The 21,764-nt window shown below is 62.8% G+C and carries 15 protein-coding genes; 4 read left to right on the top strand and 11 right to left on the bottom strand.

Annotated elements, in window-relative coordinates; genetic code table 11:
• Window positions 1-4: 4 nt before the first annotated feature.
• The 10 genes from XH80_RS42375 to XH80_RS42330 all read right to left on the bottom strand — a co-directional run bounded on the left by XH80_RS42375 (window position 5) and on the right by XH80_RS42330 (window position 13,513).
• Entirely contained in the window at window positions 5-778 is a 774-nt protein-coding gene (locus XH80_RS42375; protein WP_271603754.1) for a cobalamin B12-binding domain-containing protein, read from the bottom strand.
• Between the two features lie 50 nt (window positions 779-828).
• Window positions 829-1,233 (bottom strand): globin domain-containing protein, encoded by a 405-nt coding sequence (locus tag XH80_RS42370; RefSeq protein ID WP_333969019.1) that lies wholly within the window; start codon window positions 1,231-1,233, stop codon window positions 829-831.
• Window positions 1,234-1,573: 340 nt separating this feature from the next.
• Window positions 1,574-2,323 carry a hypothetical protein gene (locus XH80_RS42365; protein ID WP_271603752.1) on the bottom strand — a complete coding sequence of 250 codons (750 nt, stop codon included), beginning with the start codon at window positions 2,321-2,323 and terminating at the stop codon, window positions 1,574-1,576.
• A 492-nt stretch (window positions 2,324-2,815) separates the two neighbouring features.
• Window positions 2,816-4,885 carry a LuxR C-terminal-related transcriptional regulator gene (locus XH80_RS42360; protein WP_271603751.1) on the bottom strand — a complete coding sequence of 690 codons (2,070 nt, stop codon included), beginning with the start codon at window positions 4,883-4,885 and terminating at the stop codon, window positions 2,816-2,818.
• Window positions 4,886-5,007: 122 nt separating this feature from the next.
• Window positions 5,008-6,645, bottom strand: coding sequence for an ABC transporter ATP-binding protein (locus XH80_RS42355; RefSeq protein WP_271603750.1), 1,638 nt, complete (start codon window positions 6,643-6,645; stop codon window positions 5,008-5,010).
• A 7-nt stretch (window positions 6,646-6,652) separates the two neighbouring features.
• Window positions 6,653-7,831 (bottom strand): ABC transporter permease, encoded by a 1,179-nt coding sequence (locus tag XH80_RS42350; RefSeq protein ID WP_271603749.1) that lies wholly within the window; start codon window positions 7,829-7,831, stop codon window positions 6,653-6,655.
• Complete coding sequence (locus XH80_RS42345) at window positions 7,831-8,940, bottom strand: microcin C ABC transporter permease YejB (RefSeq protein ID WP_057759478.1); 1,110 nt, start codon at window positions 8,938-8,940, stop codon at window positions 7,831-7,833. Before XH80_RS42345 ends, XH80_RS42350 begins: the two co-directional genes overlap by 1 nt.
• Window positions 8,941-8,942: 2 nt before the next feature.
• Window positions 8,943-10,829: an extracellular solute-binding protein gene (locus XH80_RS42340; protein ID WP_271603748.1), complete on the bottom strand. Its 1,887-nt coding sequence runs from the start codon at window positions 10,827-10,829 to the stop codon at window positions 8,943-8,945.
• A gap of 14 nt (window positions 10,830-10,843) precedes the next feature.
• Window positions 10,844-12,745, bottom strand: coding sequence for an ABC transporter substrate-binding protein (locus XH80_RS42335; protein WP_271603747.1), 1,902 nt, complete (start codon window positions 12,743-12,745; stop codon window positions 10,844-10,846).
• Between the two features lie 213 nt (window positions 12,746-12,958).
• Complete coding sequence (locus tag XH80_RS42330; RefSeq protein ID WP_271603746.1) at window positions 12,959-13,513, bottom strand: c-type cytochrome; 555 nt, start codon at window positions 13,511-13,513, stop codon at window positions 12,959-12,961.
• A gap of 219 nt (window positions 13,514-13,732) precedes the next feature.
• Here XH80_RS42330 and XH80_RS42325 point away from each other — a divergent pair, with 219 nt between their 5' ends.
• Window positions 13,733-14,473, top strand: a complete 741-nt coding sequence (locus XH80_RS42325) for a 3-deoxy-manno-octulosonate cytidylyltransferase (RefSeq protein ID WP_271603745.1) — start codon at window positions 13,733-13,735, stop codon at window positions 14,471-14,473.
• Between the two features lie 20 nt (window positions 14,474-14,493).
• Window positions 14,494-15,351 (top strand): prephenate dehydratase, encoded by an 858-nt coding sequence (locus tag XH80_RS42320; RefSeq protein WP_271603744.1) that lies wholly within the window; start codon window positions 14,494-14,496, stop codon window positions 15,349-15,351.
• Window positions 15,352-15,488: 137 nt separating this feature from the next.
• On the opposite strand, the gene XH80_RS42315 is transcribed toward XH80_RS42320, so the two are convergent.
• A complete protein-coding gene (locus tag XH80_RS42315) occupies window positions 15,489-16,505 on the bottom strand; it encodes an LLM class flavin-dependent oxidoreductase (protein WP_271603743.1) in 1,017 nt (338 codons plus the stop codon).
• A 393-nt stretch (window positions 16,506-16,898) separates the two neighbouring features.
• On the opposite strand from XH80_RS42315, the gene metF reads away from it, so the two are divergent.
• Both metF and metH read left to right on the top strand, forming a co-directional pair.
• Window positions 16,899-17,819 (top strand): methylenetetrahydrofolate reductase [NAD(P)H], encoded by a 921-nt coding sequence (gene metF / locus XH80_RS42310; protein ID WP_271603742.1) that lies wholly within the window; start codon window positions 16,899-16,901, stop codon window positions 17,817-17,819.
• Window positions 17,820-17,825: 6 nt separating this feature from the next.
• The gene (gene metH, locus XH80_RS42305; RefSeq protein ID WP_271603741.1) at window positions 17,826-21,677 is read left to right on the top strand and encodes a methionine synthase; all 3,852 of its coding nucleotides are present in this window, start codon (window positions 17,826-17,828) and stop codon (window positions 21,675-21,677) included.
• Window positions 21,678-21,764 lie beyond the last annotated feature (87 nt).

Here is a 21,764-nt window from a genome sequence, read left to right as displayed (position 1 = left end):
CTGATCAGGAAGTGCCCAGCGAGTTGATGTCGGTAACCACATCGGCGCCAGGCACAAACCTGACCAGGCCGGATTTGATCGCATATCCGCCCACCATGACTTTCGGACGAGCGCCGGCCGGTAAATCTCCGACAAGGGCGGAGATGGCCGCCACACCGTCGAGTTGTTGGGGCAAAGCCATCGAAATCAGCAATGCTTTGGGCGCAGCTTTGAGAATGTGCTGCGGCAGGTCTTGCAAATCGAGATGGTTGACGACGGCTGGTGTGCAGATGCCGCGACTTTCCAACCAAAGGGCAAGAATGCGGATCGCCAGCGTATGAGTATTGCCCGGCGCGTTCATGAGAAAATACCGTGGCACGCCTGCTCGACGTCGTGTCCTACCCCGCTGCATGCTGGCTTCGATCAACTCGATCACGCGCTCGCTAAAGACCGTGAACTCGTGTTCGTCCGCAACGGTGACGGTGCCGGAACGCCACTGTTCGCCGATCTTGTAGAGCAGCGGGGTCAGAATTCCGAGGAGGATATCAACGGGCCTAAAGTTGGCGGCCATCGCTTCTTTAACAAGCTGCCGAGCCGAAGGAATATCATTCCGTCGCCCTGCATCGTAGAGTGAATCGTAAACACGGCGGAGAAACTCGGAGTGCCTGACGACTTCGCTTGCGAATATATCGGGGTGGTCGGACTCGCACCTTCGGCAGAGGCCGTAAGTGACGGAACAATCCTCATATGGGGAGGTTTCGCCTTGAAATTGCTGACAGTATGAGCACCACTTCAGCATTGGCGTGAGCACCTCATCTGAACATGCGAACCGACACGTGCTGGTGAAACTCACATGCGCCGCGACGCGTCAGGGATCGACGATTGCGGCGGACTCGCGCCGGCCCCTATCATGCGTTGAGCAATGATGGCGTAAACCTTGCGCCAGGCTTGTTCCAGCTCATCGGTCCAATGTGGCCCAAGACCACGCGCAAGGCTCCAGAGCAGTGCTTCGCCGACGACCGGATAGTGCTCAGGTTTTACGCCATAGCGCAGATGATTGCGGCCAAGCAAGTCGGCGCCTGACAACAGCCCGGTCGCCTGATCGAGACTGCCAACCAGCACCGCCAGCTTCGAGATAAAATCTTGCTTCAGGATGCTGATGTCCTCCGGAAACATTGGCCTGAATTCCGGGGCAAGCTCAAATATGCGATCGTAGAACGCGGTCGTCATGTCGGTGGCGTTCGCGAACACCATGTCGAACGAGGACTTGACGCTGACGATCTCCTCTGCGGTCAACATCGTGATTCCAACTATAACTAATCTACGGACTGCGCATATGCCGAAATTCGACGGAGTGCGGACTCATAAATCCCTGGACTCGGAATCCTAGGACTCGGGTCGCCCGACACCGGCCAGCATACTTGCCACCATTAGTGTCGGCAAATGCTAGCAGATCGCATTCAGCACCGTCTTGATTTCGGCACCGAACAACTTCATTTCGGGATAAGAACTGCAACGAATGTGCCAGACCGGAAGATACCCCAACGAAGCCGCCAGCTCCCTGGCCACCATCGAGGCTCATGCGATGGCTCGCTCACTGCGGTAGAAACGCTGCGATTGATCCGGTCGGCTCGGCACCGGCTGCCGGCCGAGAGGATCGAGCGAAAATGAAACGAGAGGTCACGGATATGTCTGCTTCGGCCCGACCATCCTGGCCGATGAGTATCAATCCGGCGCCGCCATTTGCCACATTCAGAACAATCGGCTCGCCGCTCCATGTCTTGATCGGCTCCATTCCGATGATGAGAAATTCGCCGATAGGCTGGTCGAAATATTGGAGACGCAGTTGCGGGCCGACTTCGGCCACAGCGAGTTCAAGACCGAGTTGCTGGGCGCGTGCGTAGACGCTGGCCAAGGTCACGGTGTCGGACGTAAACCCGAGCTGCGCGGGCGACAGATCGACAAGCTCTACATGTGTCTTCCGGGAGCTAACGATGAACGTCGGCCGGGCAAGGATTTCAGCGGCCTGACCACCGACATGGCAGCCCTTGCTATCGAGCTCGTTGCGCAACGCAAGAGAGTCAGCGAAGGTACCTATTGTGATCGTCTTCCATGTCGCAACGTCGCGCCCGGCCTTGATAGGCTGTTGGGACGCTGGGGCCGAGCGCGTCTTGAGCTTCAGCTGGTTCTGCAATACATCGCGGGCCGCGCATTGAGCGGACGCGGCGCTCGCAAAGGCAATGACGCAGACCGCCGAGAATATGGAAGCCAAAACGTAGGAACAAACTCGCCTTGAATGGTCAATACGTGCCGCGCGCCGGGCTCGGCTTCCGAACGTGAACATGGGAGATGGCTTTTCTAAAAGGTTGGACAGAAAAAGCCCGCCTCCGAGTCAATGGGAAGAACGGAGGGAAATGACGTCCAATGAACATTTCCGCAGCCGACTTGGGAATAAGTCCGGAGGCGGGGCCTGTGGCCAAAGTATTCCAATTTGCAAATGGCGGGCGGCAGTCCGTAAGCCTGATAACCCGTCCGCCCCATCAGTCTGACGGGAATGATGGCGCTCGAGGATAGCACCCGGAGCAAACCGGCTCAACGCCAAATTCGGCTGTGAGCCATAAGCTGACGAAATCGGCGCACCGACGACTGCTTGGCTCCGGCCGTCAGGCGATGGGTTTCGCAACAGCTCAACCCATCCTACCTGCCATGTGCTGCATGATCCGGAAAAGTGCGAAGCGGTTTTCCCTCGCGACATCAACGGAACGCGTTGGCGCGGAGATCATGCTCAAACAATGACCTAAAGCGCGATAACGATTCATCCTGATCTCATCGCGCTTTAGACAACCAAATCATGCGTGAAATGGTGCTCAATGCCTCTTGCGTGATCAAGGGCGCCTGGCTCGGCGTGTGAAGCGCCAATCGGGTCTGCATGATGCATCTGCGCCAGAGCGTCAATTTCCGCATCGTGCGGAGCATGTCCAATCGTATCGGGTCCGTGGCCAGACTTAAGATGGTCGGATGCTTTGGCCTCTGCCATATCGTTCTTGAAGTGAAAGGAATCCCCTCGCTGGGGCGCAGCTGTCGCTTGCGCCGGACCGGAGGCATCGGTCGCATCGCCGTTGCTGCCAGCGTCCTGGCCCGGCGCCGCGTGCGGATTTTTGCAAGCATTCGCGTGCGTCTCGTGGACATCGTGCTGCGACTGGGCGGACTTGAGATGACTTCCGGGTCCATCGTCCGCGACGTGCTTCCCGGCAGCTGCCGAACCATGCTCCGAAGCGTGCAAATCGCGATGCGATTGCCCGGGACTGGATGTGTGCCCGGCCTGGTCGTGTTTGCCATGCTGCTTTTCGGCTGCGGCGCCGTCCTCCGACGCCTGCACATCGGCTTGCGATTTTCCATGATTTACATTGTGCCCTCGCGACTCCTGCTCGGCATGCGGCTTGCCGGCTGCGGCGCCTTGGTCCGAAACATGCAAATCGCGCTGCGCTGGTTCACGATCGGGCCCCTCTCCTGCGGTCGCCCGCATGGTGTCGTGTTCGGCACGCATCGATGGGTTCGCGGCAGCCGCCTGCGCGAGGCCGCTCTGTTCGATCAGAGCATCGACGGCACCGGCTCCGATGTGAGGGGTCGCGTTGCCGTCAGCGCCATCCTCGCGCCAGGTTGCGTCGACGGTCTGAATTTCGTCATGTCTGCTGCTGCCATCGCTCTGGGCAGCAGCGAAGACGAATGTGTCACGATGTGTTTCAGGATCGAGCCGGGCCAGGGTGTCGAAGCCGCTGAGCGCCGGATCGACGGTCCCGGGACTATTGAGGGCGGCCATTTCGCTGCTGCCGCCTGCGGCAGCCGACGCATGGAGATCGTTCGGGCCATCGCCAACCTTGAACGCCTGCGCGGGACTATGAAGGAACTCGTAGATCAAGACTCCGACCGCCGTCATCAAGAATGCGCCAGCGCTGCTCAAGCCCGGCCTTGAAGATGTGAGTGTCGGCAACGTGATCGCGCCGGCGACACTATCGGAACGGGATTCGATCGGCCTGCCGGCCGTCGTCGGCGTGCCAGCTACGGAATGATCAATGCGGCCGACCTTGCCCACGGCTTTGACCGCTTTGCCCGGCGTAGTAGCCGTTTTTTGCGTGGCAATTTTAATGGTCACGACGGCGCTTGTGCCGTCTGCGGCCGTGACCGTGACGCTGTCGGTATCCGCATGATCAATTGCGGCCGCGCTCGCGTCCCTGACATCGTCGAGCGCCGCCCAGATCAGCGCTGCGAGCGCGCCGATTCCGCCGAAGAGGCGCGACAGGGCGAAGGTCGCAAGCTCGCTCCGGCTTTTGATGTCGAGTTGGGCCGATATGCGATCGAGGCGCGCCTTGATGGCGCCTGGGGCGACCTTGAGGCGGCGCGCAATCTCCTTGTTCGGCATGCCGGAGGCGACCAGGCGCATGATCTTGCGGTCCTGGTCCGTCAGCGCGGCGAGCCCATTCTCACCCAACGCGCCCTTGCGTGGCTTGCTGGCAGCCGCCCGCCCCGGGGTCGGCGCCACCAGCCTCAGGGATTGAATCAAGGTTTCGGGCTCCTCGCGCATCGGAATCGCACTGCAGGTCCCCGCCTCGATTGCGGCAGCGAGATCGCCGCGCGCAACGGATGCGGTGTAGAAGACCAGGCGCGTGGCAAGGTTTTCGGCATCGGCGACGGCGAGCATTTCAGCAGCCGTCACGTCAGAAAATCCGTCCTCGACAAGCACGACATCCGGCGTCAGCCTCCGAAGTGCGTCCAGGCAATCGGCTCCATTGATGCACGAGGCGACGATTTCGAAGTCACGCTCCGCCGCGAATAGCGAGGCAAACCCCTGCAGAACGATCGGACGGCGATCAGCTATGACGAGTCGGATAGGGAGCATCTGCGGCATCTCGCCCGGCGTTTCCTCCTAACTCGCCCGGCAACGCGACCTAGGTGCAACGACGGCACTTCAAAGAGCAGCGCGGCAACGCACGACGCTCCCGTTGGTTCCGACAGCGAGAGGTGAGGAGACTAGGTCGCGACCGAGCCGTTCCCCGCCGTCTCCAGCCGGAATGCCGCCGCGAACAGGGCGCGCGTGTAGTCCGTCTTCGGGTTCTTGAACAGCTCGGCGGCCTGGCCTTCCTCGACCACCTTGCCGCCGCGCATCACGATGAGGTGGCTGGCGAGCGAGGCGACGACGCGTAGATCGTGCGAGATGAACATGTAGGTGAGATCGCGCTTGCGCTGAAGCTCACGCAAGAGATCGACCATCTGGGCCTGGAACAACATGTCGAGCGCGCTGGTCGGCTCGTCCAGCACGACGAAGTCAGGCTCCAGCACCACCGCGCGCGCGATCGAGATGCGCTGGCGCTGGCCACCGGAGAATTCGTGCGGGTAGCGATAGCGGGTATCGGGCTTCAGCCCGACATCCTCGAGCGCCTTGACGACGCGCGCCTCGCGCTCCTCACGCGACAGTTTTGGCTGATGCACCAAGAGGCCTTCGGCGATGATGTCGGCGACCGACATGCGCGGTGAGAGCGAGCCGAACGGATCCTGGAACACGATCTGCATGTCGCGCCTGAAGGGACGCATCTCCTTGAAGCGCAGGCCCTGGATGTCTTTGCCCAGGAAGACGATGCGCCCGTTCGAGGAGATCAGCCGCAGCAGCGCTAAGCCCAGCGTGGTCTTGCCCGAACCGGACTCGCCGACGACGCCGAGCGTCTCGCCCTTGCGCACGGCGACGCTGACGCCGTCGACCGCCTTGATGTGCCCCACGGTCTGGCGCATCAGGCCGCGCTTGATCGGAAACCACACCTTGAGATCGTCGGTCGACATCACCACCGGCGCGTTCGGCTGCGGCGGCGCCGGATCCGGCTTCGGCTCGGCCGCGAGCAGATCGCGCGTATAGGGATGCTTCGGGGCCTTGAAGACCTGCTCGACCGGCCCCTGCTCCACGATCACGCCGCCCTTCATGACGCAGACGGTTTCGGCGATGCGACGGACGATGCCGAGGTCGTGGGTGATGAAGAGCAGGCTCATGCCGAGCCGCGAGCGAATTTCGGCGAGCAGCGCCAGGATCTGCGCCTGCACGGTGACGTCAAGCGCCGTGGTCGGCTCGTCCGCGATCAAGAGGTCCGGCTCGTTGGCGAGCGCCATCGCGATCATCACGCGCTGGCGCTGGCCACCGGAGAGCTGGTGCGGATAGCTCTTCAGCCGCGTCTCCGGCTCGGGAATGCCGACCTGCGTCAGCAATTCCAGCGTCCGCCTCCGCGCCTCTGCATTACTGGTCGGATTGTGCAGCTGGATGATCTCGCCGATCTGCGCCTCGATGGTGTGCAGCGGGTTGAGCGAGGTCATCGGCTCCTGGAAGATGATGGAGATGTCGCTGCCGCGAATCTGGCGCATCTGCTGCTCGCTCCGGTCGATCAGCTCCTGGCCCTTGAAACGGATGCTGCCCGAGGGATGCGAGGCACTGGGATAGGGCAGCAGCTTCAGGATCGACAGCGCGCTGACCGACTTGCCGGAGCCGGACTCGCCGACCAGCGCGACGCATTCGCCGCGCTTGATCTGGAACGAGACCTTGTCGACCGCGAGCGTCGTGTTGCCGCCCTGGTGGAAAGCCACCGAGAGGTCGCGGACGGCAAGCAGGGGCTGGTTGATCGCGTCCATCACGTCCTCACTTGAACGTCTTGCGCGGATCGAAGGCGTCGCGCACGGCTTCGCCGATGAAGATCAGGAGCGACAGCATGATCGCGACCGAGAAGAAGCCGGTAAAACCGAGCCACGGCGCCTGCACGTTGGATTTGCCTTGCGACAGCAACTCGCCGAGCGAGGGCGAGCCGGGCGGCAGGCCGAAGCCGAGGAAGTCCAGCGCCGTCAGCGTCATCACCGAAGAGGAAACGATGAAGGGCAGGAAGGTCATGGTCGCGACCATCGCGTTCGGCAAGAGATGCCGGAACATGATCACGGCGTTCGACACGCCGAGCGCACGCGCCGCCTGGATGTATTCGAAATTGCGTCCGCGCAGGAACTCGGCGCGCACGAGGCCGACCAGCGACACCCATGAGAACAGCAAGAGAATGCCGAGCAGCACGAAGAAGCCGGGCACCAGCACCGACGACAGGATCAAGAGCAGATAGAGCGAGGGAATCGCGGTCCAGATCTCGATGAAACGCTGGAAGGTCAGGTCGATCCAGCCGCCGAAATAGCCCTGGATACCGCCGGCGGCGACGCCGACGATCGAGGAGACGATGGTGAGGCAGAGGCCGAACAGGACCGAGATGCGGAAGCCATAGATCAGCCGCGCCACCACGTCGCGGCCCTGATCGTCGGTGCCAAGCCAGTTGTATTCGAGATCACGGCAGCTCTTCAGGCCCTTCTTCTCGACCACCGACTTGCATTGGGCTTCCGTCAGCATCCAGGTCGGCGGCGACGGCGCCGGGGTCGGCAGATCGAGATTGTGGGTGTCGTAGGAATAACGGATCAAGGGCCAGACGATGCTGCCGCCCTTGTCCTTGATCAGCTTCTGCAAGTACGGATCGCGGTAGTCAGCCGCGGTCTCGAAGTCGCCGCCGAACGTCGTCTCCGAATAGGTGACGAAAGCCGGCCAGTAGAGGTGGCCGTCATATTTGATCAGGAACGGCCGGTCGTTGGCGATCAGCTCGGCGAACAGCGACACCACGAACAGGACCATGAAGATCCAGAACGACCAGTAGCCGCGCCGGTTCGCCTTGAAGTTCTCCCAGCGCCGCCTGTTGAGCGGCGACGGCACGAACGGCTTGCGCGTGATCGGCACGGCTGCGCCGAGCGGCGTCTTGGCCGACGTCTCGATCGGGGTCGGGGCGGTCAGGGCCATCAGACCTCCCTCGCCTCAAAGTCGATCCGCGGATCGATCCACATATAGGTCAGATCGGAGATCAGATTGACCACGAGGCCGACCAGCGAAAAGATGTAGAGGGTGCCGAACACGACGGGATAATCGCGGTTGAGCACGCTCTCGAAACTGAGCAGTCCGAGCCCGTCCAGCGAGAAGATCGTCTCGATCAGCAGCGAGCCGGAGAAGAAGGCGTGGATGAAGGCGCCCGGGAAGCCCGCGATCACGATCAGCATCGCGTTGCGGAAAATGTGGCCGTAGAGCACCTGGTTCTCGCTGCAGCCCTTGGCCCGCGCGGTCATGACATATTGCTTGCGGATCTCGTCCAGGAACGAGTTCTTGGTGAGCAGCGTCATGGTCGCGAATGCGCTGAGCCCCATCGAGATCAGCGGCAAGGTGAGGTGCCAGAAATAGTCGATGATCTTCCAGTACCAGGGAAATTGCGACCAGCCATCCGAGGTGAGCCCCCGCAGCGGGAACAGGTTGAAGAAGGAGCCGCCGGCGAACAGGATGATCAGGAGGATCGCGAACAGGAAGCCCGGGATCGCGAAGCCGATGATGATCACCGCGGACGTCCAGGTGTCGAAGCGGGAGCCGTCCTTGACCGCCTTGCGGATGCCGAGCGGGATCGAGATCAGATAGGTGATCAGCGTCAGCCAGATGCCGAGCGAGATCGAGACCGGCAGCTTCTCCTTGATCAGCTGGATCACGCTGACATCGCGGAAATAGCTCTTGCCGAAATCGAAGCGGGCGAAGTTCCAGACCATCAGCGCGAAACGCTCCGGCGCCGGCTTGTCGAAGCCGAACTGCACTTCGAGCTTCTTGATGAAGTCAGGATCGAGCCCCTGCGCGCCGCGATATTTGGAGTTGATGGCATCGGCACCGGCACCGAGCTGCCCCGGCGCGCGCTGGGCAAAATCGCCGCCGCCCGAGATACGCGAGGTGCCGCCGGTGTCGGCGCCCGACAGCTGCGCGATCACGCGCTCGACCGGCCCGCCCGGCGCGAACTGCACGACGACAAAGGACACGAAGAGGATTCCGAGCAAGGTCGGAATCATCAGGAGAACGCGGCGGGCGATATAGGCGCTCATGATTATTTCGCCTGCTCGAGCTTGGCAGCCTTGGCGGGGTCGTACCACCACAGGGTCCGCTCCCCTACGCCACTCGTATAGTCGTTGAGCGCGTAACGCGGCAGGTTCGCGGGATGGCTGAACTCGTCCCAATACGCCAGCCGGTGGCTGGTATTGTACCATTGCGGCACCCAGTAGCGGCCAGCACGGAAGACACGATCGATCGCGCGGCAGGCAACCGTCAGATCTTGGCGCGTCTCGGCGGCCATCGCCTTCTCGACCAGCGCGTCGAGCGCGGGGCTGGATGCGCCGGCCAGATTGTAGGACCCCTTCGTCGCTGCTGCTTGCGAGGTGAAGTAGGTGCGCAGGCTGTCGCCGGGCGTGGCCGACATAGTGATGCGGTTGATGGCCACGTCGAAATCGAAGGATTCGACGCGGGCGCGATACTGGACGGCATCGATGAGACGCAAATTCGCATCGATGCCAAGCATATTCAGGTTCTTCAGGAACGAGGCGTGATGCGGCTGGAACGAGGCCTCGTCGGTCAGGAACTCGATGCTGAAGACCTCGCCGTTCGGCAACAGCCGCCTGCCGTCCTTGACGGGAAGCTGCGCCTCCTGGAGCAATTGCTGCGCCTTGCGCAGCAGCGCGCGATCCTGGCCCGAACCGTCAGACATTGGCGGCACGAACGGCTCGCCGAACACTTCATCGGGCACCTGGCCGCGGAAGGGCTCGAGCAGCTTCAGCTCCTCCGGCGACGGCATCCCTTCGGCGACGAGATCGGAATTCTGGAACGGCGAGCGGGCGCGCGCATAGGCGCCGTACATGATGGTCTTGTTGGTCCACTCGAAATCGAACGCATAGTTCAGCGCTTCGCGCACTTTGGGATTCTTGAACTTGTCCCGCCGCGTGTTGAGGAACCAGCCCTGACCGCCCGAAGGTGTCTGATCGGGCACCTCCTCGCGCTTGACGCGGCCGTCCTTGATCGCCGGGAAGTCGTAGCGCGTCGCCCAGATGCGCGAGGTGAACTCCTCGCGGTAGAGATAGTTCTTGCCGGTGAAGCCCTCGAAGGCGACGTCGCGGTCGCGGTAGAACTCGTAGCGGATCACATCGAAATTGTTGCTGCCGCGGCAGACCGGCAACTCGGCGGCCCACCAATCCCTCACGCGCTCGAATTCGATGAAGCGATTGATCTCGAACTTGCCGACCTTGTAAGGGCCCGAGCCAAGCGGCGTGTCGGTCGTGGTCTCGTCGAACGTCCGGCTCGCGTAATAGGCCTTGGAGAAGATCGGAAGGCTCGCCACGTAAAGCGGCACGTCGCGCGCGCGCTTCTCGGCGAAGGTCACGATGACGGTGGCATCGTCGATGGCCTCGGCGCCCTTGACGTCGCGCATCTGGATCTGGATCAGCGGATGACCCTTGTCCTTCAGGACATTGATCGAGAAGGCAACGTCGTGTGCGGTCAGCTTCGTACCGTCGTGAAACTTCGCCCCAGGCCGCATCGTGTAGCGATAGGCGAGCTTGTCGGGAGAGATCTGCACCGACTTCGCGGCATAGCCGTACATGGCATCGGGCTCGTCACCGGCATGCGCCATCAGCGTGGCGAAGGTCAGATCCATGCCTTGTGCGCCCTCGCCCTTCAGCACAAAGGCGTTGAGCGAGTTGAAGGTGAAGAAGGACTGGTTGTAGCCCTTTGTCGACGGAATCAGCGAGAACACGCCGCCCTTCGGTGCGTCGACGTTGACGTAATCGAAATGGTGGAAATCGGCGGGATATTTGAGATCGCCGAAGGCCGAGATGCCGTGGGCCTCGGTGGGCCCCTCGGACGCCGCTGCGTTACGGAGTGCGGCGGCGCTGAGCGCGCCGCCGACACCGAGGACCAGCACATGCCGGCGTGAAAGCTGCACCATGCGGGACATGTCCTTCACGACTTCTTTGCGATCCGTGCCGCCTTGTCTGCGTCGTACCACCAGATAAACGGGAAGCCGGACTGCCCATATTTGGGCAATTCCGCCGGCCGACCGAAGCGATCCCAGCGCGCAGTGCGCACCTTCGGATAGTTCCATTGAGGCACGACGTAGTGATTCCACAGCAGCACACGGTCGAGCGCCTTGGTCGCCGCAACGAGATCATCGCGGTCGGTCGCATAGATCAAGCGCTCGATCAACTTGTCGATGGCCGGATTCTTGATGCCGGCAAGATTGCGCGAACCGGCGATATCCGCGGTCTTGGACGACCAGAACTCGCGCTGCTCGTTGCCCGGCGATTGCGACTCGCCCCAGGAGTTGGTGACGACGTCGAAATCCCACTCGCGCGTCCTGTTCTCGTATTGGGTCGGATCGACCGTCCGCACGCTGACGGCGATGCCGAGCCGTTCCAGCGACGGCTTGTAGAACAGCGTGACTCGCTCGAAGCTCGGATCCGAGTTCAGCAGCTCAAGGGAAAACTGGGTGCCGGTCTTGACGTCGATCAGCTTGCGGTCGCGCACCTCGTAGCCGGCCTCCTTGAACAGGCGCAGCGCCTCGCGCAGATTATCGCGGACGGCTTCCGGGCTGCCGCCGACCGGATTGGTGTAGGGAGTCGTGAAAACCTCGGGCGGGACTTGGGCGCGCACCGTCTCGAGGATTTCGAGCTCTTTTCCCTGCGGCAGTCCGGTCGCCATCAACTCGTCGATGCCGTCGAAATAGCTGCTGATGCGCTTGTACTGACCGTAGAAGATCTGCTTGTTCATCTCCTCGAAGTCGAACGCATAGTTGAGCGCACGGCGCACGCGCGGATCGCTGAACTTGGCGCGGCGCAGGTTCGGCACGAAGGCCTGCATCACGCCCGAGCTGCGATTGGGAAACTCCTCGAGGATCACCCGTTTTTCGGTCACAGCCGGGAAATCGTAGGCGGTCGCCCAGTTCTTGGCGCTGTTCTCGGTGCGCCAATCGACCTGATCGGCCTTGAAGGCCTCGATCGCGACGGTGGCGTCGCGGAAATATTCGTAGCGTAGCTCGTCGAAATTGTTGCGCCCCACATTGGCGGCGAAATCGCCTCCCCAATAGTCCTTGACGCGCTCCAGCGCGATCGACCGTCCTGCAACGAACTCCTTGACCTTGTAGGGGCCGGAGCCCAGCGGCACTTCGAGCGTGGTCGCCGAGACATCGCGCTTCTTGCCCTGCGCGTCCGTTCCTTCCCACCAATGCTTCGGCAGGACCGTGAGCTGCCCGACGATCTGCGGCAGCTCGCGGTTGCCTGGTGCATCGAACACGAATTTCACCTCGCGCTCGCCGACCTTCTCGGCCCGGACCACATGGCTGTAATAGGCCGAGTACATTGGGTGATGCTTCTTGAAGGCATCGAGCGAGAAGATCACGTCCTCGACAGTAACAGGCTTGCCATCATGCCATTTGGCCTCGGGCCGGAGACGATAGGTGACAAAGGAGAAATCGTCTGGGTGGCTGGCGGCTTCGGCCAGCGCCCCGTATTCAGTCGAGACCTCGTCGAGAGCGGGCGTCATGAGGGATTCGTAGATGAATGCGACGGCACCGGAGACCTGCCCCTTCACGCCGGACACGACGATATTGAAATTATCGAAGGTGCCGATGGCGATCTGGCGGGCGACGCCGCCCTTGGGTGCGTCCGGATTGACGTAGTCGAAGCGCTTGAAGTCGGCCGGATACTTGACCTTGCCAAAAAGCGAGAGCGCATGGCGCCAGGGAAGCTCGCCCGCGGATTGTGCCTCTGCCGTGCCGACGACGGGAACACCCGCTGCAGAGCCGAGGGCGGGAAGCGCAGCGACGGCCGCGCCGGTGAGCAAGAGATCGCGTCGGGTAATGGCCAAATCAACATCCCTGTCTTGAAGGAGGCTACTCCTTTAAGTTCCCAATATAGGCGAGGTTTCGACGGAACACGTTGCTTTTTCCTCATCTTGGAAGGCCGGACGGCATGTCGGATGCGGCCAAACGCCCCGATAACAACGCCGCGAGGCCCGGATACGGAAACGGCCAGGCTTTTGAAGCCTGGCCGCTTGTCCAAGATGACGTGCCGATAGGCCTTATTTCGCCGCGGTCGGGAGCGGCTTCGGGCTGTCGGAGAGGCTGTTGAGGTAGGCGATGACGTCGGCGCGCTCCGAGTCCTTCGGGATACCGGCAAAACCCATCGCGGTGCCGGGAACGGCGGCCTTGGGATTGGCAATGAACTTGTTGAGCGCGTCAAAGTCCCAGGTGCCGCCCTTGCTCTTCATCGCGGCCGAGAAGTTGAAGCCGCCGCGGCCTTCGCCGACGTGATCGCCCACAATGCCATAGAGGTTCGGTCCGACGCGGTTCGGGCCGCCCTTTTCGAAGGTGTGGCAAGCGCCGCACTTCTTGGCGGCGGAGGCGCCCTTTTCGACGGATGCGGTCTGGAGCAGCTTTTCGATCGGTTCGGACGCGGTCGGGGCAGCGCCTGCTCCGCCCTTGTCACCGGCCTCTTCCTTCACGGCGATCTCGAAGCCCGGCTTTTCCGGCATCTTGGGCGAGAACAGCGCCTGGGCGGTGAAGCTCGTCACCAGCAGAATGAGACAGGTGCCGAGTACCGCACCGAGAATTTTGTTGAGTTCGAAAGAGTCCATTTCCGGCCAGGCCCCACACCGCAATAAGGAATAAGCGGCCGGGCGGCCGCCAGGACGAGCCTCGGGAGAATCAGACGTTCCTTATTGTTTCCCCGAGTTTTGCCATTCAGATATCGGTTTGCCCGTGCTCTGGCAACCCGTATAAGCGAGCCGGCTCATCGCCCATCCCCATCCGATTTCTTGAGGCGGAAAACGCCTCGTTCCCAGGCCCTTAAACCGATGATCGATCCTCGCATCCTGGTGCTGATCCCGGCCCGCATGGCCGCCACCCGCCTGCCCGGCAAGCCGCTCGCCGATATCGCGGGCCTGCCGATGATCGTGCATGTGATGCGGCGCGCCGAAGCCGCCGGTATCGGCCGGGTGGCGGTGGCAACCGACACGGACGAGATCGCGTCCGTCGTGAGAGCCCATGGCGGCGAGGCCGTGATGACCAGCCCCGCGCACCCCTCCGGCTCCGACCGCATCCATGAGGCCATGCAGAAGCTCGACCCGGACGCGAAGGCCGAGATCGTGATCAATCTCCAGGGCGACTTCCCGACCATCACACCGCAGACCATCCGCGAGGTGCTGCCGCCCTTCGACGATCCCGGGGTCGACATCGTGACGCTGGCCTCACAGATTCACACCGAGGAGGAAGACCGAGCCCCGAGCGTCGTGAAGGCGATCGGCTCGCCGATCGGGCCGCGGCGGATGCGGGCGCTCTATTTTACCCGCGCGACCGCTCCCTACGGCGACGGACCGCGTTACCACCATATCGGTCTCTATGCATACCGCCGCGCGGCGCTGGAGCGCTACGTCACGCTGCCGCGCTCTCCCCTGGAGGTTCAGGAAAACCTGGAGCAACTCCGGGCGGTGGAAGCCGGCATGCGCATCGACATCATCATCGTCGACAGCGTGCCGCGCGGCGTCGACACGCCGCCGGATCTCGAAACCGCCCGCGGCATCCTTTCCAAATCCTGAGCCGCTGCTACAAGGCCGTCATGAGCAAGATGAAGATCGCATTCCAGGGCGAACCTGGCGCCAATTCCCATATCGCCATCGTCGAGGCCTATCCCGACGCGGAACCGATGCCCTGCGCCACCTTCGAGGACGCGCTGTCGGCGATCTCCTCGGGCGAGGCCGATCTCGGCATGATCCCGATCGAGAATTCGGTCGCCGGCCGCGTCGCCGACATCCATCATCTGCTGCCGGCCTCCGGCCTCTTCATCATCGGCGAATGGTTCCTGCCGGTCCGCCATCAGCTGATGGCGACCAAGGGCACCAAGCTCGAGGACATCAAGAGCGTCGAGAGCCATGTGCACGCGCTCGGCCAATGCCGCCGCATCATCCGCAAGCTCGGGATCAAGCCAATCGTGCACGCCGATACCGCCGGCAGCGCCCGCGACATCTCCGAGCGCAAGGACAAGACTGTCGCCGCGATCGCCTCGCGCCTCGCAGCAAAAATCTACGGCCTCGACATCCTCGCCGAGGACATCGAGGACGAAGCCCACAACACCACGCGCTTCGTGGTGCTGGCGCGGGAGCCGAAATGGGCCGCGCCTGGGTCGGGCCCGCTGGTCACCACTTTTGTTTTTCGGGTGCGCAACTTGCCCGCCGCGCTCTACAAGGCGCTCGGCGGCTTTGCCACCAACGGCGTCAACATGACCAAGCTTGAGAGCTACATGGTCGACGGCAATTTCTTCGCCACGCAGTTTTACGCTGACGTCGACGGCCACCCCGAAGACAAGGGCCTGGCGTTTGCAATCGAGGAGCTGAAATTCTTCTCGCGCGAATTCCGCATCGTCGGCGTGTATCCGGGCCACCCCTTCCGCGCGACGTTCAGCGAGAAGCAGGATTAGTCGTCGCCCCGGCGGAGGCCGGGGCCCATAACCCCCAGGGAGCGGTTACCGCGCGAGCTGGTAACTCCGAGTCTTCGCAAAACAATTGCTGCGGCGTATGGGTCCCGGATCTGCGCGCGCTTGTCCGGGACGACGATCTAGGCCACTGGCCTCTTCAACCCCAACGCCTCCGCCAGCAGCGAATATGACTTCTTGCGCGCTTCGTGATCGTACACGGCGGTGATCACCATCAGCTCGTCGGGTTTGCTCGCATCCAGCAGCGGCTGCAGCTTCCTCTGCACAGTCGCCGGATTGCCAACGAACAGGCGCGAGCGGTTGCGCGCGATCGAGATGCGCTCGGAATCCGTATAGGGATAGGCCAGCGCTTCCTCGACACTCGGCAGCGGCAGATATTGACCGCGATCGCGGCGCAGGCGATTGAGATCGAAGGACGTGGCGAGCCTTTCGGCCTCCTCATCGGTGTCCGCCGTGATGACGGCAACCGCGAGGATCGCATGCGGGGTCGCGCGCCAGGCCGAGGGCTGGAAGCGATTGCGATAATGCACCATCGCGTCGATCGCATCGTGGGACGCAAAGTGATGCGCAAAAGCGAAGCCCATGCCGACTTGTGCTGCCAGCTCCGAGGAATAATCGCTGGAGCCGAGCAGCCAGATCGGCGGCAGCTTGGTGTCGTCGGGCATCGCGACGACGTTGTGATAGGGATGGCCTGCCGGAAATTCGCGGGTCTCCCACAGGATCAACTCGTGCAGCCGCTCCAGGAAATCGTCGCCCTCACGGCGGTCGAGCCGGCTGCGCAGCGCATAGGCCGTGGCGCCATCGGTGCCGGGGGCGCGGCCGAGGCCGAGGTCGATGCGGCCGGGAAACAGCGCCTCCAGCATCTTGAAGCGCTCGGCTACGACCAGCGGGGCGTGGTTGGGCAGCATCACGCCGCCAGAGCCGACACGGATGTGCTTGGTCACCGCCGCGATCTGCCCGATCATCACGTCGGGCGCGGGGCTGGCGACCGAAGCGAGGTTGTGATGCTCGGCGAGCCAGTAGCGGACATAGCCAAGCCGATCGACATGGCGCGCCAGGTCGATGCTGTTGCGCAGCGCGACGGCCGGCTTTGTGCCCGTGGTGACGACGGAGAGGTCGAGGACTGAAAGCGGGATCATGGCGCCGTAACGTAATAGAGGACCGCGCGGCGACAATGGGCAGCGGGCGCAGATCTGGCGTGTGTCGTCCGCGAGCCCGGGCGTATGGCGAAGCCAGGAGTTGGGACAGCTCAACCGCCTGCAACATAGAATTCACCCTGCCCACCCTCAAAACGAGAGGTCCGTCAGGCCTAGAGAATGGATTATCTAATTGTTATATTTGTAAAATATTCCATTTTAGCATGCTTCCCACTCGAAGCCTATAAACTGCAGTATTGATAGCAATACTGCACGAAGTGGGCGACTTCCCATCACCGATGGGCTGTCGAGTAATCCGCCTTTGTCCTATCTTAGACCCTCCCAAGATAGACCCCGGCCGCCAGACCTTGGCGAGCCCCTGAAGTGAGTGGTGCCATGACCGAGACGACGACGCCTGCCCATACCGAAGGGCAAGACGGGCACCTGAAGCGGCCGGCGATCTCCTTCGAGTTCTTTCCGCCCAAGACGGAAGATATGGAGCGGAATCTCTGGGAGACCATCAACCGGCTGGCGCCGCTGGACCCGAAATTCGTGTCAGTGACGTATGGCGCCGGCGGCTCGACCCGCGAGCGCACCCATTCGACCATTTCCCGCATCCTCAAGGAGACCGCGCTGCTGCCGGCCGCGCATCTGACCTGCGTCGGCGCCTCGCGCGGCGAGATCGACGAGATCGTCGACCGCTACCATGAGGTCGGCGTCCGCCACATCGTAGCCTTGCGCGGCGATCCCGCCGGCGGCATCGGCACGCCCTATGCGAGCCATCCCGACGGCTATCAGAGCTCGGCCGACCTCGTTGCGGGCATCAAGAAGCGGCACGCCGATATCGAGGTGTCGGTCTCGGCCTATCCCGAGAAGCATCCTGAGTCGCGCGATTTCGACGCGGACATCGATACGCTGAAGGCAAAAGTCGACGCCGGTGCGACGCGGGCAATCACGCAAGTCTTCTTCGATAACGACTTTTACTTCCGCTACCTCGATCGCGTCCGTGCGCGCGGGATCAACATTCCGGTCGTGCCGGGCATCATGCCCATGCACAATTTCAAGCAGGCGCGCAATTTCGTCACTCGGAACGGCACCACCGTTCCCGAGTGGCTTGCCGCGAAGTTCGAGGGGCTCGACAACGATGCCGAGACCCGCAAGCTGGTGGCCGCAACCGTCGCCGCCGGCCAGGTGCAGAAACTGGCAAAACACGGCGTCGAGACCTTCCATTTCTACACCATGAACCGCGCCGATCTCGTGTTCGCGATCAGCCATTTGCTCGGCATTCGCGCCAAGAGCGCGCAGAAGGCGGCTTAAGACACCATGACCGTATCCCCCTCACCCAAGCGAACCGCTCTGATCAATGCCGCGCGCGAGCGCATCCTCGTGCTCGATGGCGCCATGGGCACGATGATCCAGAACCTGCAGTTCGACGAGGCCGCCTTCCGCGGCGAGCGCTTCAAGAACTTCCATCGCGACTTGCGCGGCAACAATGACCTGCTGATCCTGACCCAGCCGCAGGCGATCGAAGACATCCACGCGGCCTATTTGCGCGCCGGCGCCGACATCGTCGCGACCAACACGTTCTCGACCACCTCGATCGCGCAGGACGATTACGATCTCACCGACATCGTCTACGAGATGGCGCGCGAAGGTGCCCGCCTCGCTGGCAATGCCGCCCGCCGGGTTGCCGCCGAGGACGGCAAGCCGCGCTTCGTCGCCGGTGCCATCGGCCCGACCAACCGCACCGCCTCGATCTCGCCTGACGTGGCCAATCCAGGCTATCGCGCCGTCACCTTCGATGACTTGCGCAAATCCTATGGCGAGCAGATCCGCGGCCTGATCGACGGCGGGGTCGATCTGCTGCTGGTCGAGACCATCTTCGATACGCTGAACGCCAAGGCGGCGCTCTACGCCATCGCCGAGATCACCGAGGAGCTCGGCATCGACATGCCGGTGATGGTGTCGGGCACCATCACCGACAAGTCCGGCCGCCTGCTCTCCGGCCAGATGCCGGAAGCATTCTGGAATTCGGTGCGGCACGCCAGGCCCGTCACCATCGGCTTCAACTGCGCACTCGGCGCCGAAGATTTGCGCGCGCATATCGCCGATATCGGCCGGGTCGCTGACACGCTCGTTTGCGCCTATCCGAATGCCGGCCTGCCCAACGAATTCGGCCAGTATGACGAGACGCCGGAATACATGGCGCGCCTGGTCGGCGAATTCGCGCGCGATGGTCTTGTCAACATCGTCGGCGGCTGCTGCGGCACCACGCCGGAGCATATTGCGGCGATTGCTGCCGCCGTCGCCCCGCACAAGCCGCGCATCGTGCCGGAGATCGCGCCAAGGCTGCGCCTCTCCGGCCTCGAGCCGTTCGTGCTGACCGATGCGATTCCGTTCGTGAACGTCGGCGAGCGCACCAACGTCACCGGCTCCGCCCGCTTCCGCAAGCTCATCACATCAGGCGACTACACCGCGGCGCTGCAGGTCGCGCGCGACCAGGTCGAAAACGGTGCGCAGATCATCGACGTCAACATGGACGAAGGGCTTCTGGATTCGGAAGCCGCGATGGTCACCTTCCTCAACCTCGTCGCCGCCGAGCCCGACATCGCCCGCGTGCCTGTCATGGTCGACTCGTCGAAATTCTCGGTGATCGAGGCCGGCCTGAAATGCGTGCAGGGCAAGCCGGTCGTGAATTCGATCTCGATGAAGGAAGGCGAGGAGAAATTCATTCACGAGGCCAAGATCGCGCGGCGCCATGGCGCGGCCGTCGTGGTGATGGCATTCGACGAAGTCGGTCAGGCCGACACCTTCGCGCGCAAGACCGAGATCTGCAAGCGCGCCTACGACATCCTCGTCAATCGCGTCGGCTTTCCGCCCGAGGACATCATCTTCGATCCGAATATCTTTGCGATCGCGACCGGGATCGAGGAGCACAACAATTACGGCGTCGACTTCATCGAGGCGACGCGATGGATCCGGCAGAACCTGCCGGGCGCGCATATCTCGGGCGGCGTGTCGAACCTGTCGTTCTCGTTCCGCGGCAACGAGCCGGTGCGGGAGGCCATGCATTCGGTGTTCCTGTATCACGCCATCAAGGCCGGCATGGACATGGGCATCGTCAATGCCGGACAGATGATCGTCTATGACGATATCGATCCCGAGCTGCGCCAGACCTGCGAGGACGTCGTCCTCAACCGCGATCCCGGCGCCTCCGAGCGCCTGCTGGCGCTCGCGGAAAAATTCCGCGGCAAGAAGACGGAAGCCAAGGAAGCTGATCTCGCCTGGCGCGAATGGCCGGTGGAGAAGCGGCTGTCGCATTCGCTGGTGCATGGCATCACCGAGTTCATCGAGCAGGACACCGAGGAAGCCCGCAAGAATTCCTCGCGTCCGCTCGACGTGATCGAAGGGCCGCTGATGGCCGGCATGAACGTGGTCGGCGACCTCTTCGGCGACGGCAAGATGTTCCTGCCGCAGGTGGTGAAGTCCGCGCGCGTCATGAAGCAGGCCGTTGCGTATCTGATGCCGTTCATGGAGGAAGAGAAGGCGCGCAACCTCGCCAGCGGCATCGGTGGCGCGGCGAGTTCGTCGGCCGGCAAGATCGTGCTGGCGACCGTGAAGGGCGACGTCCACGACATCGGCAAGAACATCGTCGGCATCGTGCTCCAGTGCAACAACTATGAAGTCATCGACCTCGGCGTGATGGTGCCGGCGGCGAAGATCGTCGAGACCGTGAAGGCGGAGAAGGCCGACATCGTCGGTCTCTCCGGCCTGATCACGCCCTCGCTCGACGAGATGGCGTTCTTCGCCGGCGAACTGCAGCGCGAAGGCCTCAAGCTGCCGCTGCTGATCGGCGGCGCCACGACGAGCCGCGTGCATACGGCTGTGAAGATCGACCCGAGCTATCGCGCCGGGCCCGTGGTGCATGTCAATGACGCCAGCCGCGCCGTCGGCGTCGCCTCCTCGCTGCTCTCGCCGGAGAAGCGCGAGGCTTATGCGGCCGAAGTGCGCGCCGAATACGCCAAGATCTCCGAGGCGCATCTGCGGGCGCAGGCGGACAAGAAGCGGCTGAAGCTCGCCGACGCACGCGCCAACCGCGTGCCGGTCGATTTTGCCAAGAGCAAGCCAGTGAGGCCGACCTTCCTCGGCACCAAGAGCTTCGACGACTACGACCTCGCCGAGCTGGTGCCCTATATCGACTGGACGCCGTTCTTCCAGACCTGGGAGCTCGCCGGCCGCTTCCCGGCCATCCTCAAGGACGACAAGGTCGGCGAGGTCGCGCGCTCGCTCTATGACGATGCGCGCAAGATGCTCGACACCATCGTCAAGGAAAAATGGTTCCGCGCGCGCGCCACGATCGGCTTCTGGCCGGCAAATGCGCAAGGCGACGACATCGTGCTCTATGCCGATGATAACAGGACCAAGAGCATCGCGACGCTGCACACGCTGCGCCAGCAGCTCGAGAAGCGCGAGGGCCGGTTCAACGCGGCGCTGTCCGACTTCGTCGCGCCCGCGGGCGTGCCCGACTATGTCGGCGGCTTCGTCGTCACCGCCGGGATCGGCGAGGACGCGGTCGCCGACCGCTTCAAAATGGCCAATGACGACTACTCCTCGATCCTGTGCAAGGCGCTGGCCGATCGGCTCGCCGAAGCGTTCGCGGAAGCCATGCATGCCCGGGTGCGCCGCGAGTTCTGGGCCTATGCGCCTGACGAGGCGCTCTCCAACGAGGATCTGATCCTGGAAAAATATCAGGGCATCCGCCCCGCGCCCGGCTATCCCGCCCAGCCCGATCACACCGAGAAGGCGACGCTGTTCGAGCTGCTCGATGCCGAAGCGACCGCCGGGGTGAAGCTGACCGAGAGCTTTGCGATGTGGCCGGGCAGCAGCGTATCGGGGCTCTATTTCGCCAGCCCCGAGAGCTATTATTTCGGCGTCGGCAAGATCGAGCGCGACCAGGTCGAGGACTACGCCGCGCGCAAGGGCATGAGCGTCGCGGAGGCCGAGCGCTGGCTCGCGCCGGTGCTGAACTACATCCCGTCGCAGCCGGCGAGCGATAAGGCCTTTGCCGCAACGGCGGCCAACGACGAGATGTCGAAGGATCTCGCCTCGCATCCGCCGGGCTGCACCTGCGCGGTGCATCTGGTCTGGCAGAAGAAGCGGGCGGGGGCGGGGTAGGCGCCAGGATCGCAAAACGCGAAACAACCCCATGCACAGTAGGGATGGGGTTGATCGGGTTATACGATTTCGTTTTTACGGAAAATC

The sequence above is a fragment of the Bradyrhizobium sp. CCBAU 45384 genome (assembly GCF_028128665.1).
Taxonomy (GTDB): domain Bacteria; phylum Pseudomonadota; class Alphaproteobacteria; order Rhizobiales; family Xanthobacteraceae; genus Bradyrhizobium; species Bradyrhizobium manausense.
The sequence above is the reverse complement of the archived record's forward strand: the minus strand, read 5'-3'. Positions and strand labels throughout refer to the sequence as shown.

Excerpts from the sequence above, each read along its gene's own strand:
- XH80_RS42375 (WP_271603754.1), bottom strand. The coding sequence starts at position 778 with ATGCTGAAGTGGTGCTCATACTGTCAGCAATTTCAAGGCGAAACCTCC.
- XH80_RS42370 (WP_333969019.1), bottom strand. The coding sequence starts at position 1,233 with ATGGTGTTCGCGAACGCCACCGACATGACGACCGCGTTCTACGATCGC.
- XH80_RS42365 (WP_271603752.1), bottom strand. The coding sequence starts at position 2,323 with ATGTTCACGTTCGGAAGCCGAGCCCGGCGCGCGGCACGTATTGACCAT.
- XH80_RS42360 (WP_271603751.1), bottom strand. The coding sequence starts at position 4,885 with ATGCCGCAGATGCTCCCTATCCGACTCGTCATAGCTGATCGCCGTCCG.
- XH80_RS42355 (WP_271603750.1), bottom strand. The coding sequence starts at position 6,645 with ATGGACGCGATCAACCAGCCCCTGCTTGCCGTCCGCGACCTCTCGGTG.
- XH80_RS42350 (WP_271603749.1), bottom strand. The coding sequence starts at position 7,831 with ATGGCCCTGACCGCCCCGACCCCGATCGAGACGTCGGCCAAGACGCCG.
- XH80_RS42345 (WP_057759478.1), bottom strand. The coding sequence starts at position 8,940 with ATGAGCGCCTATATCGCCCGCCGCGTTCTCCTGATGATTCCGACCTTG.
- XH80_RS42340 (WP_271603748.1), bottom strand. The coding sequence starts at position 10,829 with ATGGTGCAGCTTTCACGCCGGCATGTGCTGGTCCTCGGTGTCGGCGGC.
- XH80_RS42330 (WP_271603746.1), bottom strand. The coding sequence starts at position 13,513 with ATGGACTCTTTCGAACTCAACAAAATTCTCGGTGCGGTACTCGGCACC.
- XH80_RS42325 (WP_271603745.1), top strand. The coding sequence starts at position 13,733 with ATGATCGATCCTCGCATCCTGGTGCTGATCCCGGCCCGCATGGCCGCC.
- XH80_RS42320 (WP_271603744.1), top strand. The coding sequence starts at position 14,494 with ATGAGCAAGATGAAGATCGCATTCCAGGGCGAACCTGGCGCCAATTCC.
- XH80_RS42315 (WP_271603743.1), bottom strand. The coding sequence starts at position 16,505 with ATGATCCCGCTTTCAGTCCTCGACCTCTCCGTCGTCACCACGGGCACA.
- metF (WP_271603742.1), top strand. The coding sequence starts at position 16,899 with ATGACCGAGACGACGACGCCTGCCCATACCGAAGGGCAAGACGGGCAC.
- metH (WP_271603741.1), top strand. The coding sequence starts at position 17,826 with ATGACCGTATCCCCCTCACCCAAGCGAACCGCTCTGATCAATGCCGCG.